Annotated in this window: 16 protein-coding genes and 1 tRNA gene; 6 read left to right on the forward strand and 11 right to left on the reverse strand. The window is 64.6% G+C overall.

Translation table 11 applies throughout. The features are described 5' to 3' along the window. Positions 1-253: 253 nt before the first annotated feature. A protein-coding gene (locus tag ACG10_RS02390) for an IS3 family transposase (protein ID WP_089166987.1) occupies positions 254-1410 on the forward strand; the annotation gives its coding sequence in 2 pieces (ribosomal slippage) (positions 254-512 and positions 512-1410; 1158 coding nt in all). A gap of 152 nt (positions 1411-1562) precedes the next feature. Here ACG10_RS02390 and ACG10_RS02395 read toward each other — a convergent pair. Further along, positions 1563-2465 carry a LysR family transcriptional regulator gene (locus tag ACG10_RS02395; protein ID WP_089166988.1) on the reverse strand — a complete coding sequence of 301 codons (903 nt, stop codon included), beginning with the start codon at positions 2463-2465 and terminating at the stop codon, positions 1563-1565. Positions 2466-2578: 113 nt separating this feature from the next. On the opposite strand from ACG10_RS02395, the gene ACG10_RS02400 reads away from it, so the two are divergent. Together ACG10_RS02400 and ACG10_RS02405 are read left to right on the forward strand one after the other, a co-directional pair. Then, positions 2579-3007 (forward strand): VOC family protein, encoded by a 429-nt coding sequence (locus tag ACG10_RS02400; RefSeq protein WP_089166989.1) that lies wholly within the window; start codon positions 2579-2581, stop codon positions 3005-3007. Next, positions 3004-3591: a glutathione S-transferase family protein gene (locus tag ACG10_RS02405; RefSeq protein WP_089166990.1), complete on the forward strand. Its 588-nt coding sequence runs from the start codon at positions 3004-3006 to the stop codon at positions 3589-3591. Before ACG10_RS02400 ends, ACG10_RS02405 begins: the two co-directional genes overlap by 4 nt. A 124-nt stretch (positions 3592-3715) precedes the next feature. Here the strand turns inward: ACG10_RS02405 and istB are convergent, their stop codons facing one another. From istB to rpsU, 9 genes are all read right to left on the reverse strand, one after another. Next, entirely contained in the window at positions 3716-4495 is a 780-nt protein-coding gene (gene istB / locus ACG10_RS02410; RefSeq protein WP_089166991.1) for an IS21-like element helper ATPase IstB, read from the reverse strand. Continuing rightward, positions 4492-5517, reverse strand: coding sequence for an IS21 family transposase (gene istA / locus ACG10_RS02415; RefSeq protein WP_089166992.1), 1026 nt, complete (start codon positions 5515-5517; stop codon positions 4492-4494). The genes istB and istA overlap by 4 nt, the downstream gene beginning before the upstream one ends. Positions 5518-5683: 166 nt before the next feature. Then, a complete protein-coding gene (locus ACG10_RS02420; RefSeq protein WP_089166993.1) occupies positions 5684-6781 on the reverse strand; it encodes a site-specific integrase in 1098 nt (365 codons plus the stop codon). Positions 6782-6909: 128 nt separating this feature from the next. Next, positions 6910-6986, reverse strand: a tRNA-Ile gene (locus tag ACG10_RS02425). A 97-nt stretch (positions 6987-7083) separates the two neighbouring features. Further along, positions 7084-7377, reverse strand: coding sequence for a N(2)-fixation sustaining protein CowN (gene cowN, locus ACG10_RS02430; protein WP_089166994.1), 294 nt, complete (start codon positions 7375-7377; stop codon positions 7084-7086). A gap of 89 nt (positions 7378-7466) precedes the next feature. Next, a complete protein-coding gene (locus tag ACG10_RS02435; protein WP_089166995.1) occupies positions 7467-8117 on the reverse strand; it encodes a Crp/Fnr family transcriptional regulator in 651 nt (216 codons plus the stop codon). Positions 8118-8220: 103 nt separating this feature from the next. Next, positions 8221-10080: an RNA polymerase sigma factor RpoD gene (gene rpoD, locus ACG10_RS02440; RefSeq protein WP_089166996.1), complete on the reverse strand. Its 1860-nt coding sequence runs from the start codon at positions 10078-10080 to the stop codon at positions 8221-8223. A gap of 64 nt (positions 10081-10144) precedes the next feature. Then, on the reverse strand, positions 10145-12070 hold the full coding sequence (dnaG, locus tag ACG10_RS02445; RefSeq protein WP_089166997.1) for a DNA primase: 1926 nt from the start codon (positions 12068-12070) through the stop codon (positions 10145-10147). 97 nt (positions 12071-12167) lie between these two features. Further along, positions 12168-12383 carry a 30S ribosomal protein S21 gene (rpsU, locus tag ACG10_RS02450; RefSeq protein ID WP_010795989.1) on the reverse strand — a complete coding sequence of 72 codons (216 nt, stop codon included), beginning with the start codon at positions 12381-12383 and terminating at the stop codon, positions 12168-12170. Positions 12384-12584: 201 nt separating this feature from the next. Between rpsU and tsaD the strand changes: the two genes are divergently transcribed. After that, on the forward strand, positions 12585-13610 hold the full coding sequence (tsaD, locus tag ACG10_RS02455; protein WP_089166998.1) for a tRNA (adenosine(37)-N6)-threonylcarbamoyltransferase complex transferase subunit TsaD: 1026 nt from the start codon (positions 12585-12587) through the stop codon (positions 13608-13610). Positions 13611-13625: 15 nt separating this feature from the next. On the opposite strand, the gene plsY is transcribed toward tsaD, so the two are convergent. Next, positions 13626-14195, reverse strand: a complete 570-nt coding sequence (plsY, locus tag ACG10_RS02460) for a glycerol-3-phosphate 1-O-acyltransferase PlsY (protein WP_039807424.1) — start codon at positions 14193-14195, stop codon at positions 13626-13628. A 65-nt stretch (positions 14196-14260) separates the two neighbouring features. Here plsY and folB point away from each other — a divergent pair, with 65 nt between their 5' ends. Both folB and folK read left to right on the forward strand, forming a co-directional pair. Further along, a complete protein-coding gene (gene folB, locus ACG10_RS02465; RefSeq protein ID WP_039801501.1) occupies positions 14261-14614 on the forward strand; it encodes a dihydroneopterin aldolase in 354 nt (117 codons plus the stop codon). Then, complete coding sequence (gene folK, locus ACG10_RS02470) at positions 14605-15153, forward strand: 2-amino-4-hydroxy-6-hydroxymethyldihydropteridine diphosphokinase (protein WP_089166999.1); 549 nt, start codon at positions 14605-14607, stop codon at positions 15151-15153. The genes folB and folK overlap by 10 nt, the downstream gene beginning before the upstream one ends. The last annotated feature ends 1 nt before the right edge of the window (position 15154 follow it).

Below are 15154 nucleotides of genomic sequence, written 5' to 3' on the forward strand. Positions count from 1 at the left end.
CCGATTGACTGGGTGCCTGCCGGTTGCGCCGGCCGGTCATTGGTAGTCTAGAGGCTCGTGGGCGGGGTGTTTGGAAAGGCGGGTAGCGGAGGGCCGCAGTCATCCATGTATCCGGCTTTGGCAAGGGGCGGGAACAGACTTGATGAGCGATCGGGACCGGCGCTGGGGAAAGCTGGTCTGGGAAGGCAGGGGTTTGATCTTGCCCAGCCTCAGTGGACACCCCGTTAAGCGATACACTGCAACGAGGTGATCCATGGCAAGGCAAGCAAGCCCGATGAAACCAACCCGTATCCGCCACTCCCAAGCCTACAAGGACGAAGCGCTGGCCTTGGCCGAACGGATTGGCGTCAGCAAAGCGGCCGAACAGCTTGGGCTGCACCCCTCCCAGCTCTATGGCTGGCGGAGCAGGAAACAGCAGGCTCAGACCAGCAGCGAGCGCGAGCAGTTGTTGGCCGACGAAAACGCCCGCCTCAAACGGCTGTTGGCCGAACAGTCCGAGGAGTTGGCCATTGTAAAAAAAGCCGCCGCGTACTTTGCCAGGAGCCTCAAGTGAAGTACGCCTTCATGCAAGCCCATACTCAGCAGTTTCCACTGAAGGTCATGTGCCGTGTGCTGGGCATTGCCCGCAGCGGCTACTACGCCTGGTGTTCGCGCAAGCTCTCGAAGCGCCGCCAGCAACAGACCCAACTGGACCGCCTGGTAGCTCAGGCCTACCACAAGCGGAAGGGGCGCAGCGGGGCTCCGCGGTTATGCCTCGACCTGAAGGCGTCGGGCCTGCCCTGCAATCGCAAGACCGTGACTGCTTCGATGCGGCGCCAGGGACTGCGGGCCAGGGCTGCCAGGAAGTTCAAGGCCACCACGAATTCCAGGCACTCACTACCGGTGGCGGACAACCTGCTCCGGCAGGGCTTCACGGCAGCGGCGCCAAACCGGAAGTGGGTGGGCGACATGACTTACCTGCACACGGAAGAAGGCTGGTTGTATCTGGCGGTGATCATCGACCTGTACTCGCGCAGGGTGATCGGCTGGGCCATGGGCGAGCGCATGACGGCCGAGCTGGTCTGCGATGCCCTGCGCATGGCCCTGTGGCGGCGCAAGCAGCCTCAAGGCGTGATCGTGCATACGGATCGAGGCAGCCAGTACTGTTCGGCGGCCTATCGGGAGCTACTCCATGCCCATCGGCTGCGCGGCAGCATGAGCGCGAAGGGCAATTGCTACGACAACGCCTGTGCCGAAAGCTTCTTTCACAGTCTGAAGGTCGAGTGCATCCATGGGGAACGCTTCGGTACGCATGCCCAGATGCGTCAAACCGTGTTCGAGTACATCGAAACCGACTACAACCGCCAGCGTCGTCATAGCACACTGGGATACATCAGTCCGGAAGCCTTCGAGGCCTGGATGAGTGCTTAAACCTGTGTCCACTAGGGCTGGGCAAGATCATCCCAAAGGTTATGTGGCGCGTTGTCGGCTGCTCACCGTGCTAGTTGATGGCGACCCGCTGTGCTCCCAACCGCGCTGTAGGTTGTGGGGCTCATGGCGTGGCTGGCAGAGCTGGCGTTTGCCTAATCGGCGTCTGGATCAGGTGTGCGGGCCTCTAGTTGCGGGCAGGCCCAGTCGACAAAGGTTCTGACGCGTGGTGCGAGTTGCAGACTGTGTGGATAAACCAACTGGATGGGTAGATTCTCCGGTTCGTAGGGGCGCAGGACTCTCAGCAGACGCCCGTCAGCCAGCTCTGCAGCAACCTGATAATGCATCACTCGCGCAATGCCTACACCTTCAACACAGGCCAGGATGGCTGCGCGGATTTGACTGCACATCAGGCGCGGAGTGATTTCTTCTGCCCATTCTTTTTCCCCGGCGCGGAAGTACCAGTGCCGGCCCTGTGACGGAGTGCTGATACAAAAGTGATCACGTAAGGCGCTGGGATGCGCGAGAGCGGGATGGCGTTCAAGGTAGAGCGGGCTGGCACAGGTGACAAGGCGAGTGCTGCTGACTTTGCGAGCGACCAGCCCGGAGTTCGGCAAATGGCCGATGCGTACGGCAAGGTCGATGCGTTCATCTAGTAGCGGGATGATCTGGTCATTGAGGTTCAGCTCAATGCGCAGCGCCTCATGGGCATGAAGAAAGTCATTGACCAGCGGCGCCACGTAGCGATAGCCAAATTCCACCGGTGCTGTGATCCGCAGTTGACCGCGCACGTTCCCGTCCCGCGCTTCTAGGCGCTGCTCCATATCGTCAAATTCAGCCAGGATGCGCCGACTCCAGGTCAGATAGGCTTCGCCCTCATCAGTCAGGGCCATGCGACGGGTACTACGGTTGAGCAGGCGCACACCCAGGTGTTTTTCCAGGGCGGCGAGGGAGCGCACCAGTGACGCCACCGACTGGCCGGAAACGTCGGCAGCAGCACTCAGGCTGCCGCTGTCGACGATGCGCACGAAATTGGCCATGGCCTTCAGCCTGTCCATATCCCTCTCTCATTAGTGCGTTTGTTGCACAGGTGTTATCAGCTCCGCGGCATAGGTCGAACGCGGCTCGCGGGAGACACTCTCCGGGCGTTACCGCAACAGAGAGCTATGCCATGGATACCCCGCAAAATCCCGCCAGAATTTATGCCTATGACCACATTGGCATTCGTGTCAGTGACAAGCGTCGGGCGCTGTCTTTTTACCAGAGCCTGGGCTTTGTGCAGAGCGCGGAATTTCCGCTGTATGAGGCCAACGAAATGCTCACCCCGGACGGGGTACGCATCAACCTGATCTTTAACGGCGCACGCCTGCCCGACGCGCACAACGCGCTGCTGGATGAGCCGATCAAGCTGCCCGGCATCACCCACCCGGCATTCATCGTGGACGACTTGCAAGCCTTGCAACGCTGGTTGGAGGCACGCGGGATCGTCATCACCGAAGGGCCGCATCCGATCGGGCCCAGAAGAATTGCCCTGTTCATCCGCGATCCGGACGGCAACGTCTTGGAGTTCAACCAACTCACCAACGGTGGTCACCTATGAAACTGTACGACCTGCACCCATCAGGGAACTGCTACAAAGTTCGCCTGTTTGCGGCCCTGGCCAATATCAACCTGGAAATAGTGGCGGTGGACTTTCTCAATGGCGAACACAAACGCCCGCCCTTGCTGGAACTGAACCCGCTCGGAGAACTGCCGGTTCTGGTGGATGGCAAACAGGTCATACGCGACTCCCAGGCCATTCTGGTTTACCTCGCCGGTGCCTATGGCGGACTGGCCTGGTGGCCGGCGCATCCGCAGGGACAGGCAGAAATCGTTCAGTGGCTGTCATTTGCGGCCAACGAAATCCAACACAGCGTCTGTGCCGCACGGCTGGTCGAGAAGTTTGGTTATGCGCTGGATCACGCAGCGGCGGTAGAAAAGTCAGCCAGAGTGTTGGCGCTGCTCGACCAGCACTTGCAGCAGCATGAATGGCTTGCCATTGGCCGCCCCTCAATCGCCGATTGCGCGGTATATCCCTATGTCGCACTGGCCCATGAAGGCGGTGTGGATATTTCGCCATACCGCCACATCGCCCAGTGGATCGAACGCATCGAAGCGCTGCCGGGTTATTTGCCGAAACCATGATCCGCAAGACTCTGAGCGCAATACCAACGAATGCCGCTGCATTCGTTTAATCAATGTGTCAACGCCGACTGAAAACTGACCCACCTTGGCCCTCATTTGCCGAAGTAATAATGATCCACCTGGATCACTCGGGTTTACGGTTCTGGCGGATCACGCCCGCCTTGCGTTTATCCTTGAGTCGGTAGCTTTCTCCGGTCAGGGTGAGGATGTGGGCGTGGTGCAGGAGCCGATCCAGCATGGCCGCCGTCAGCGTGGCGTCGCCGCTGAAGGCATCGGCCCACTGGCTGAACGGCAGGTTCGAGGTCAGGATCATCGAGCCCTTTTCATAGCGTTTGGCGACGACCTGGAAGAACAGGTTGGCCTCCTCGCGCCCGAACGGCAGGTAGCCGATCTCATCGATCACCAGTAGGCGCGGCGCCAGGATGGTGCGGTTGAGATAGGCCTTCAGTCGCCCCTGCCGCTGGGCGGCTCCCAGTTGCAGCATCAGGTCGGCCGCCGTGATGAAACGGGTCTTGAGGCCGCTCTGTGCCGCCCGATAACCCAGCGCGATGGCCAGGTGCGTCTTGCCGACGCCCGAGGGGCCGATCAGCACGATGTTTTCGGTGCGCTCGATGAACGCCAGGCCTGCCAGCTCGTGCAGCAGGGCCTTGGGCACGCCAGGGCTGAAGCTGAAGTCGTACTCCTCCAGCGCCTTGATCGCCGGGAAGCAGGCCATTCGCGTCAGCAACTCGCGGCTGCGCTGCTGGCGAAAGCCGTGCTCGTGCCGCAGCAGCTGCTTCAGGAAGTCGCCGAAGCTCAGGTCGCCCCTGACCGCCTGCTGGGCCAACAGCGGGTAGTGATCGACGATGCGCTCGAGCTTGAGAGCCTGGCACAGTTCGGCGATGCGCGCGTGTTGCAGGTTCATGCGCAGGCCTCCCGAATCGACTCGTAGACCGACAGCGGATGCTGCAACGACTCATGCGGTACGGGTCTTGGCCGGTTACCCAACAATGGCTCCCAGTCCCGCCGCAGAGCCTGCGGCAAGGGTGTCAGCAGGCCTTGCTCCCGACGCCAGCGATCGATCGGGCGTTCGCCGAGCGTGGCATGCACGCGCACATTGGCGACCTCGGCCAGCCAGTCGCCGACCAGCCGATTGGCTGTGCCGCAATCCACCAGCAGGCCAGCGGCTTTCACCCGGCTGTGCAGTGGGTTGTAGAAGCTCTCGCGCAGGTAGCGGTTGAAGCACTCGACCTTGCCCTTGGTGCGCGCCCGATAGGGGCGGCACAGGCGGATGCGGAAACCCAGATCGTCGGCCATCTGGAGCAGGCCGGGATGGAAGCGGTGGCTGCCGTCGCCATAGGCGTCGCGTTCCAGGACGACGGTCTTCATGTTGTCGAACAGCACTTGCTGCGGGACGCCGCCGAAGTAATCGAAGGCCAGCAGCAACGCGTCATGCACCGAGTCGAACGACTCGTCCGGCACGAAGTGAACGTAGGTCATCCGGCTGTAGCCCAGGGTGGCGACGAAGGCCGACAACGGTGATTTGGCGCGTCGGAAGACCACGAAGTCGGCCTGCATCTGCTGGCCAGGCTCGGTCTCGAAGCGCACCACCGGGCCATCGTCCGGTCTGGCCGGCTTGAGCCTGGCCAGCCAGGCGCGCAGCTGGGAAGCGCCGCCCTGATAGCCTTGCTCGCAGATCTCGCGCATCAGCACGGTGGACGGCAACCAGAGCGGATGCGCCTGCTTCACCCGCTCGCGCAGGTAGTCATGGAAGGGGTCGAGCTTGGTGGGCCTGGGGTCTCGCGGCGAGTAGCGCGGGACGGCGGGCTCCTTGAGGTAGCGCCGAACGGTGTTACGGGACACGCCCAGCATCTTGGCGATCTGCCGAATGCTGTGCCCTTGACGGGCCAATACTCTGATCTCCACTGCTTGCTCCTGGGTCAACATAGGCGGCCTCGAAAAGGCCGCGACGTTAGCCCAGGTGGGTCAATTTTACTTCGCTGGGGTGGGTCAGTTTTACATCGGCGCTAACAATGGCCGAAAACAGCGCGATCGTTCTAGTTGCAGACTGCTGTACGGGGCTCCTGCCAATCATGGTGGCGAGAACCAAGTGTCAGTTCGACTGCTTTGCGCTCCGCTGTTTTCCGGCCCTGCGCATCGAGATGGTATCCAGCTCCTTCACCAGATCCTCGGCGCGCAGGTGCGTGTAGCGACGCAACATTTGCATCGACTTATGGCCGCTGATTGCTGCCACATGCTGGTCGCTCAGGCCGCTTTCTACCAGTCGAATGACTGCCTCATGGCGCAGATCGTGGAAGCGCAGATCGGGCATGCCGAGTTTCTTCTTCAGCAGTCCCCAGGTCTTGGTGAAGGCATAGGGGCGGCGTTTTCCGTCCTTTCCTGGTTCGCCAAAGAACACCAGATTGCAATCCTCAGGGCGCAGAGGATTCTCCAGGGCGGCCTTGAAGGCCTCGGTGGCCGACTTGGTGAGGGGAACGGTGCGGGCGCTGTCGTTCTTGGTGTCTGCGAGGCGTACCACGCGCTTTTTCAGGTCGACCTGATGGCAGCGCAGGCCGGTGATTTCCGATGAGCGCATGCCCGTTTCCAATGCGATGCGGACGATCCAGCCCAGCATGGGGTTGCTGTGATTGTTCACGGCGGCCAGCAGGCGCCTTTCTTCGTCAGGGGAAAGGCGGCGGTCACGACCGTCCCCCGGGCTGGGCTTGCGGATGTTCAACACCGGGTTGAAGATCAGGCCCAGTCCCCACTCCTGAATGGCGACGGTGAAGAGGTGGCTGAGCAGGGCCAGTTCGAGTCGCACGGTGTTGTTGCTGGTGGGCCTGCCGTGTTTGTTCAGGGTGTTGAGGCGGGTATCGCGGTAATTGGCGATGACTTCGGCGGAAAGGGCCGCCAGGGAGTATTTCCCTAGGTGCTGGATCAGCTGCTTGGCCTTGGTGGCTTCCGCCTTGCGGGTGGTGGGCTTCTTGCTGGGCGACACCTCGGCCAGGTAGCGCTCAAGGGCTTTTTCCAGCGTCAGGCGTTCGGAGCCGCTGCGCTGGATGTACACGCCGCGCACCATCTCGTCTTCGGTGCGGCGTGCCCAATCTTCGGCGTCGCGTTTGGTACGGAAGGTTTTGGCGCTGGTCGGCCAGCCCGTCTTGCGGACTACGGCCTTCCATGTGCCGGCTGGTGTTTTGACGATTGTGGCCATCTGACAAGGACTCCAAAGGCAGGCTGGCGTACCAGCACTGTACCGATTTTGTACCTTTGGACCATGGGATTGATCCAGATGCCGCAACCTTGAAAGGAGCAAAGCCGCGCAGTGCGCGGCTTTGAAGGTGGTGGGCCCACACGGACTCGAACCGTGGACCAAAGGATTATGAGTCCTCTGCTCTAACCGACTGAGCTACAGGCCCCCAGAAGGCCGGCGGATTATAGCGGCGGCTTTCCGCCCGCGCCAAGCGACGGGAGCGGAAAAGCCGGCATTCGTTGCGAACCGGTTTCACGGCGCGATCAGCAGCAGTCGTCCTCGACCCGTTCCAGCAGGGCCAGGGCTTCCCGGTCGTCGTGGCGGGCGAAGAGTTCGTAGACGACGTTCACCTGGGCGTGCAGCAGCAGGCGGGCGTCGCTCTCGCTGCCGTCGCGCGAGCCGATCTTTTCGCGGAAATAGGTGCAGATCGGGCAGTCGCCCGGGTCCTGCTGCAGATAGTGCTGGATTCGCGCATAGAGAGTGCGGATGCAACGGTCGCAGTCGATGTAGGGCAGGGATTCTTCGCCGCAGATGCTGCGATAGGTCGTCGTGATCATGAACGTTCCTCCGGCGAGCGGGTATCTGGAGCGTTCATGCTAGAAAGCGGGGAGAGGGCTGTCTGTCAGCCAGCAGACAGCTGGCCCGGCTACTGGCTGCGGGCGCGCAGGCGTTCGGCGTCGTGGATGTCGAAGACGCCGTTGCCGGCACGGCTGAGGATGCCTTCGCGGGCCATCCGGTTGAGCAGGGAGGAGACGGTCTGGCGGGTGGTGCCGAGCAGTTGGGCGATGTCCTCGGTATTGAGGTCAAGCTCGAGGCGCAGGCTGCCCTGGTGGGGACGGCCCTTGCGTGCCAGCATGCCGTCGAGGAAGCGCGCCAGGCGGCCCTCGACGTCGCGGAAGGCCAGGTCCTCGATGATGCGCATGCAGTTGTCGAGGGTGGCGCCGAGCACGCGGATGATCGCCGGCACGGCGCTCGGCAGCGAACGGAGGGTGGCCATCGTTTGCGCGGTGTCGCCCATCAGCACCTCGCTCGGGCGCACGGCCTGGACATAGGCCTGGCTGTGGGTGCTGTAGATGCCGCCGGCTTCGAGGAAGGTGAGGGTGTATTCCTTGTCCTCGAAGGCGAGGAATACCCGGATGCGCCCGCTGCGCACGATGAACACGCTGTCGCGCTCGCCGTTCGGGCTGCCGAGCAGTTCGCCCTCGACCAGCTGGCGCTGGTGGAAACCCTGCAGCAGGGCGGCCTGGGTGAGCGCATCCAGGCGTTCGAGCAGGTTGCTGGCGTCGGGTCCGTGCATGGCGTCGTGTCGTTGGGGGCTGCGCAGGCCCTCAGTATAAGGGTGTCCGCTGTCCGGCCGACAGCTGGAAAGCAAGACCCCCGGCGGGCCGGGGGTCTTGCTGTCACTCGTCGAGGAAGGAGCGCAGGTGTTCGCTTCGCGAGGGATGGCGCAGCTTGCGCAGGGCCTTGGCCTCGATCTGGCGGATGCGCTCGCGGGTCACATCGAACTGCTTGCCGACCTCCTCGAGGGTGTGGTCGGTGTTCATGTCGATGCCGAAGCGCATGCGCAGCACCTTGGCTTCCCGGGCGGTGAGACCGGACAGCACTTCGCGGGTGGCTTCCTTGAGGCTTTCCACGGTCGCCACGTCGATCGGCGACTGCATGGTGGAGTCCTCGATGAAGTCGCCCAGATGCGAGTCTTCGTCGTCGCCGATCGGGGTTTCCATGGAGATCGGTTCCTTGGCGATCTTGAGAACCTTGCGGATCTTGTCCTCAGGCATCTCCATGCGCTCGCCCAGTTCTTCCGGCGTGGGTTCGCGGCCCATCTCCTGGAGCATCTGCCGGGAGATGCGGTTGAGCTTGTTGATGGTCTCGATCATGTGCACCGGAATGCGGATGGTGCGCGCCTGGTCGGCGATCGAGCGGGTGATCGCCTGGCGGATCCACCAGGTGGCGTAGGTCGAGAACTTGTAGCCGCGGCGGTATTCGAACTTGTCCACCGCCTTCATCAGGCCGATGTTGCCTTCCTGGATCAGGTCGAGGAACTGCAGGCCGCGGTTGGTGTACTTCTTGGCGATGGAGATCACCAGGCGCAGGTTGGCCTCGACCATTTCCTTCTTGGCGCGGCGGGCCTTGGCTTCGCCGATGGACATCTGGCGGTTGATGTCCTTGATCTCGGCGATGGTCAGGCCGACTTCCTGCTCGAGGTCGATCAGCTTCTGCTGGCACTGCTTGATGTCGTCGGCCAGCTTGCCGAGGGCTTCGGCGTACTTGGTCTTGCCCTTGGCCAGGAAGTCGACCCAGTCCTGGTCGACCTCGTTGCCGGGGAACTGGCGGAGGAAGTCGGCACGCGGCATGCGCGCATCGCGCACGCACAGCTGCATGATCGCACGTTCCTGGGTGCGCACGCGGCTCAGAGAGTCGCGCACCTGGTCGACCAGAGCGTCGTACTGCTTGGGCACCAGCTTGATCGGCATGAACAGGCTGGCCAGCGCCTGCAGCTCTTCCATGGCCTGGGCGCTGCCGCGGCCATGTTGACGGAGGATCTCGCGGGCCCTGTCCAGCTGCTCGGCGACGGCGCCGAAGCGCAGGCGGGCGACTTCCGGATCGGGGCCGCCGTCGCCTTCCTCTTCCTCGCTGCTGTCGCCCTCGCCCTCTTCCTCTTCCTCGTCGTCGGATGCCGGCGCCGCGGCGCTCTTGCTCTTGAGATCGACGGGGACCTCGGCCTCGGCGGGTACCGCCGAGTCATCGTCGGGGTCGATGTAGCCGCTGAGGATGTCGGACAGGCGGCCGCCTTCGCTGGCGACGCGCTGGTATTCCGCGATAATGCTGTCCACGGTGCCGGGGAAGTGGGCGATGGCGCCCATCACCTCGCGAATGCCTTCCTCGATGCGCTTGGCGATCTCGATCTCGCCTTCGCGGGTAAGCAGTTCCACGGTACCCATTTCACGCATGTACATGCGCACCGGGTCGGTGGTCCGGCCGATGTCGGTCTCCACCGCCGCCAGGGCGGCGGCGGCTTCCTCGGCGGCGGCTTCATCGGTGTCGGCTTCGGCCAACAACAGGGCATCCGTATCCGGGGCGCTTTCGAATACGTTGATCCCCATGTCGTTGATCATGCGGATGATGTCTTCCACCTGTTCCGGATCGGAAATATCCTCCGGCAGGTGGTCGTTGACCTCGGCGTAGGTCAGGTAACCCTGTTCGCGGCCGCGAGCGATCAACTCTTTGATGCGGGACTGCTGTTGAGCTTTTACGGACATGACACCCTATCCACTGAATGTTCTGGCGGGCTGAAAAGCTGAATATTATAGCCGATGCTTGACCTTACGCGCCAGTTGAGGTCGGGGGGGCGGGGGATGCGTGGCGGCTAAGCAGGTCGCGCAGGCGAGCCTTCTCTTCTGCGCTCAGTTCGCTCTGGCGGGCTTTGCGAAGCAGTTGTTCGATACCACGCTCGCGCTGCCGTGCCGCTAATGTATTTATAGTGTCGAAAAACTGTTGTTCAAGGTTGTCCGTCGAAATCAGCCATTCCTTTTCCGCCAGGGCGCGCAGCAGTCGGCCCTGTTCGGTGCCGTGCCAGCGGGCGATCAGTTGCAGGCTGCTGCTGTGCGGGTTTTTCTGCAGGGCCTCGAGCAGGGCGACCAGCAACTGGGCGTAGGTGTCGTCCTCGCTGGCGAAATGGCTGGCATCGGCGACCTTCTGCGCCAGTTGCGGATGCTGCAGCAGGGTGCGCAGGGCGCTCAGGTTGGGCGGCTCGACGCTGACCGCGGTGCGCGGTCGTGCCGGGAAGTCGCCGCGGCCTTTCCGGTAGCCGTTGCGCCCTTGCTCCTTCCACTGGCCCTTGCCGCGGGCAGGACGCCCGGGGTCGGCGAGGTCCGGGTAGTCGGCGTGGCTGGGCTCGGCCTGGTAGTAGGCATCTTCCGCGTGCGGCGGATGCTCGCCCGGAGTCTGGCCGGCCGTGGGCGTCGGGACGATGCCGCTCAGTCCGGTGATCTCGGCGAGGCGCTGGCGCATCAGGGTGCGCAGGTTGGCGCCGGGAATCCTCTCGATCAGCGGGGCGGCGAGGGTCGCCAGGTGGGCCTTGCCCTCCAGGCTGCGCGGATCGGCTTCCTCGGCCAGTTGCTGGAAGAAGTAGTCGGCCAGCGGCCGGGCCTGCTGCTCCAGACGGGCGAGGAAGGCCTCGCGGCCTTCGGCGCGCACCAGGCTGTCCGGGTCTTCGCCCTCGGGCAGGAACAGGAAGCGCGCCCGGCGGCCGTCCTGCAGGCTCGGCAGGGTGGCCTCGAGGGCGCGCCAGGCGGCCTTGCGCCCGGCCTGGTCGCCGTCGAAGCAGAACAGCACGCTGGGCACCAGGCGGAACAGGCGCTTGAGGTGCTCCTCGCTGGTGGCGGTGCCGAGGGTCGCCACCGCGTTGCGCAGGCCCTGCTGGGCCAGGGCGATGACGTCCATGTAGCCCTCGACCACGATGATCTCGTCGAGGTCGCGGTTGTGCCGGCGCGCCTCGAACAGGCCGTAGAGTTCCTGGCCCTTGTGGAACACCGGGGTTTCCGGGGAGTTCAGGTACTTCGGCTTGTCGTCGCCGAGCACCCGGCCGCCGAAGGCGATGACCCGGCCGCGGCTGTCGCGGATCGGGAAGATCACCCGGTCGCGGAAGCGGTCGTAGCGCTTGCCGGTCTCGGCGTTCTCGATCAAAAGGCCCGCGTCGATCATCGCCTTCTGCTGCAGGGCATCGCCGCCCAGGTGCCTGAGCAGGTTGTCCCAGCCGGGCGGGGCGAAGCCGAGGGCGAAGTCGCGGGCGATGACGCCGGACAGGCCGCGCCCTTTCAGGTAGTCGACGGCGGCCTGGCGCGCCGGATGGCTCTTCAGGGCCTGGCGGTAGAAGTCGGCGGCGGCGGCCAGCAGCGGATAGAGCGGCGAGTCGACGCTCTGGCGCGACTGGCGGTCGCCGCCGCGTTCCTCGCGGGGCACCTCGAGGCCGGCGCGCTTGGCCAGTTCCTCGACCGCCTGGGGGAACTCCAGGTGGTCGTGGTCCATGAGAAAGCCCAGCGCGTTGCCGCCGGCGCCGCAGCCAAAGCAGTAGTAGAACTGCTTGTCCGGGCTGACGGTGAAGGAGGGGGTCTTTTCCTGGTGGAAGGGGCAGCAGGCGCTGTAGTTCTTGCCGGTCTTCTTCAGCTGGACGCGCGAGCCGACCACCTCGACGATGTCGGTGCGGTTCAGCAGGTCGTCGATGAAGCCTTGAGGGATCAGTCCGGCCATGGGGTTTCCGGTTCGGGCGGGTGCCGGGTGGCTCCGGAAATGCAAAAAGCCCGGTTTTCGACCGGGCTTTCCAGGAGCGGCGAAGCGTTGCTGCAGCTTAGTACAGGCGCTCGCGGCGGCGCTGCTCGCGCTGCACTTTCTTGGCGTGGCGCTTGACGGCGGCGGCGGCCTTGCGCTTGCGCTCGGAAGTGGGCTTCTCGTAGAACTCGCGGCTGCGAACTTCGGCCAGAACGCCGGCTTTTTCGCAGGAGCGCTTGAAGCGACGCAGGGCTACGTCGAAGGGTTCGTTCTCTTTAACTTTGACGGCGGGCATCCAGGGCTACCTTAACTATTGACCGGTGGTGAACGCCCTCTCCGGACTCGGCTCGGGAGAACGTCGATTCTCAAGGGCTGCGGATGTTACCTCATTTGCCGTGGCCAATGCAAAGCCCGCGGCGCGAAAAGCGCTGGTCTGCGGGGTGGTCGGCGATTATCATGCGCCCCTCGATTTTCCTGGCTAATAAAGGTCGAACCCATGCTCGTTCTGGGGCTGGAAACCTCCTGCGACGAAACCGGCGTCGCGCTTTACGACAGCGAGCGCGGCCTCCTGGCCGATGCGCTGTTCAGCCAGATCGATCTGCACCGCATCTATGGTGGGGTGGTGCCCGAGCTGGCCTCGCGGGATCACGTCAAGCGCATGCTGCCGCTGTTGCGTCAGGTGCTTGATGAGTCCGGCTGCCGCGCCGGGGACATCGACGGCATCGCCTATACCGCCGGTCCCGGCCTGGTCGGCGCGCTCTTGGTCGGCGCCTCCTGCGCCCAGGCTCTGGCGCTGGCCTGGGGGATTCCGGCGCTCGGTGTGCACCACATGGAAGGCCATCTGCTGGCGCCGATGCTGGAAGAGCGGCCGCCGCAGTTTCCCTTCGTCGCCCTGCTGGTTTCCGGCGGGCATACCCAGCTGGTGCAGGTCGACGGCATCGGCCGCTACCAGCTGCTCGGCGAGTCGCTGGACGACGCCGCCGGCGAGGCTTTCGACAAGACCGCCAAGCTGCTCGGCCTCGGCTATCCCGGCGGGCCGGAGATCGCCCGCCTGGCGCAGGACGGCCGGCCGGGGCGCTTCGTCTTTCCGCGGCCGATGACCGACCGGCCCGGCTTGGCGTTCAGCTTCAGCGGCCTCAAGACCTTCGCCCTGAATACCTGGCAGCACTGCCAGGCAGGCGGCGACGACGGCGAGCAGTCGCGCCGCGACATCGCCCTGGCCTTCCAGCAGGCGGTGGTGGAGACGCTGACCATCAAGTGCCGGCGGGCGCTGAAGCAGACCGGCCTCACGCGTCTGGTGATCGCCGGCGGGGTGAGCGCCAACCAGGCGCTGCGTTCGGCGCTGGAGCAGATGCTCGGCGAGCTGGATGGCCAGGTGTTCTACGCGCGGCCGCGCTTCTGCACCGACAACGGCGCGATGATCGCCTATGCCGGCTGCCAGCGTCTGCTCGCCGGCCAGCAGGACGGGCCGGCGATCCAGGTCCATGCACGCTGGCCGATGGAGAGCCTGCCGGCGCTCTGAACCAGCGGCGTCGCGTCAGAAATGCCGCTCCCGGCCGGCGAACAGGTCATGCAGGTTGCGGCGATGGCGCCAGACGATCACGCCGTAGAGCAGCAGCATCGGCAACAGGGCCTCGGGCTGCCGCCAGGCCAGCAGCGGCAGGCAGAACGGAATGGCGGTCAGGGCGGCGAGGGAGCTGGTACGGGTGAGGGCGAAGACCAGCAGCCAGGCGGCGACCGCCGGCAGCACCGCCGGTGGATAGAGGCCCAGCAGCATTCCGGCGGCGGTGGCCACGCCCTTGCCGCCGCGGAAGTTGAAATACAGGGGATACAGATGGCCGAGCACCGCGGCCAGGCCGACCCAGGCCTGCTGCTGGATGCCGAGGCCGGCATGCTGGGCGATCAGCACCGGCAGCAGGCCCTTGCACAGATCGCCGAGCAGGGTGAGCGCTGCCATCCGCTTGCCGGCGAGGCGCAGCATGTTGGTGGTGCCGGGATTGCCCGAGCCGCAGGCGCGCGGGTCCGGGCCACCGCTCAGGCGGCTGAGCAGGATGGCGAAGGACAGCGAGCCGAGCAGGTAGGCGAGGATCGCCAGCAGCCAGAACATGGGATCCATCCGGGGTGAGGGCGCCTCGATTCTAGCGGGGCCCGTCGCCCTGCGTGGAGATGAATTTGGACAAAGTGTTTATCGAGGGTCTGGAAGTCGACACCGTCATCGGCGTGTACGACTGGGAGCGCGGCATCCGCCAGTGCCTGCGGCTGGACCTGGAGTGCGGCTGGGATGTCCGGGCGCCTGCCGCCGGAGACGAGCTGGCCTGCGCGCTCGACTATGCGGCAGTGGCGGCGCGCATCCAGGCCTTCGCCGGCGAGGCGCGCTTTCAGCTGGTGGAAACCTTCGCCGAACGCCTGGCCGGCGTGCTGATGGCCGAGTTCGGGATTGCCTGGCTGCGCCTGCGGCTGACCAAGCCAGGCGCCGTTCCTGCGGCCGCCGGCGTCGGCGTGGAGATCGAGCGCGGATGTCGCTGACGCCTGTGCTGCTCGGGCTCGGCAGCAATATCGAGCGTGTCGCCCACCTCACCGCCGGCCTCGAGGCGCTGTCCGGCCTGCTGCAGGACATGCGCTGCTCGCCGGTGTTCGAGAGCCTGCCGGTGGGGATCAGGAGCGGTCCCTTCTACAATCTGGTGGTGGCCGGGCAGACCGACCTGCCGCTGATCGAGCTGGACCGCCGGCTCAAGTTCATCGAGGCCGACAATGGCCGCTATGCGCCGGAACGCAAGGGACTGCCGCTGGATATCGACGTGCTGATGTACGGCGACAAGGTCGGCAACTTCGACGGTCTGCTGCTGCCGCGCCCGGAAATCCTGAAGAACGCCTTCGTGCTCTGGCCGCTGGCGCTGCTGGTGCCGGAGCGGCGCCATCCGGGCGCACGGCGTACCTTCGCCGAACTGTGGCAGGAAGCGCGGATCGAGCAGGTGTTGTGGCCGGTTTCCTTCCACTGGCGCGGCGCGCAGCTGACCCCGCCGGCGCTGAGCCGGGCCTTTCCCGCATTGCCGACCGGGTCGTAGG

Source organism: Azotobacter chroococcum, from assembly GCF_002220155.1.
Taxonomy (GTDB): Bacteria; Pseudomonadota; Gammaproteobacteria; order Pseudomonadales; family Pseudomonadaceae; genus Azotobacter; species Azotobacter chroococcum.

Excerpts from the sequence above, each read along its gene's own strand:
- plsY (WP_039807424.1), bottom strand. The coding sequence starts at position 14,195 with ATGTTCTGGCTGCTGGCGATCCTCGCCTACCTGCTCGGCTCGCTGTCC.
- cowN (WP_089166994.1), bottom strand. The coding sequence starts at position 7,377 with ATGATCACGACGACCTATCGCAGCATCTGCGGCGAAGAATCCCTGCCC.
- rpoD (WP_089166996.1), bottom strand. The coding sequence starts at position 10,080 with ATGTCCGTAAAAGCTCAACAGCAGTCCCGCATCAAAGAGTTGATCGCT.
- istA (WP_089166992.1), bottom strand. The coding sequence starts at position 5,517 with ATGTTGACCCAGGAGCAAGCAGTGGAGATCAGAGTATTGGCCCGTCAA.
- ACG10_RS02400 (WP_089166989.1), top strand. The coding sequence starts at position 2,579 with ATGGATACCCCGCAAAATCCCGCCAGAATTTATGCCTATGACCACATT.
- ACG10_RS02395 (WP_089166988.1), bottom strand. The coding sequence starts at position 2,465 with ATGGACAGGCTGAAGGCCATGGCCAATTTCGTGCGCATCGTCGACAGC.
- ACG10_RS02405 (WP_089166990.1), top strand. The coding sequence starts at position 3,004 with ATGAAACTGTACGACCTGCACCCATCAGGGAACTGCTACAAAGTTCGC.
- folK (WP_089166999.1), top strand. The coding sequence starts at position 14,605 with ATGTCGCTGACGCCTGTGCTGCTCGGGCTCGGCAGCAATATCGAGCGT.
- istB (WP_089166991.1), bottom strand. The coding sequence starts at position 4,495 with ATGAACCTGCAACACGCGCGCATCGCCGAACTGTGCCAGGCTCTCAAG.
- ACG10_RS02435 (WP_089166995.1), bottom strand. The coding sequence starts at position 8,117 with ATGCACGGACCCGACGCCAGCAACCTGCTCGAACGCCTGGATGCGCTC.
- ACG10_RS02420 (WP_089166993.1), bottom strand. The coding sequence starts at position 6,781 with ATGGCCACAATCGTCAAAACACCAGCCGGCACATGGAAGGCCGTAGTC.
- rpsU (WP_010795989.1), bottom strand. The coding sequence starts at position 12,383 with ATGCCCGCCGTCAAAGTTAAAGAGAACGAACCCTTCGACGTAGCCCTG.
- tsaD (WP_089166998.1), top strand. The coding sequence starts at position 12,585 with ATGCTCGTTCTGGGGCTGGAAACCTCCTGCGACGAAACCGGCGTCGCG.
- dnaG (WP_089166997.1), bottom strand. The coding sequence starts at position 12,070 with ATGGCCGGACTGATCCCTCAAGGCTTCATCGACGACCTGCTGAACCGC.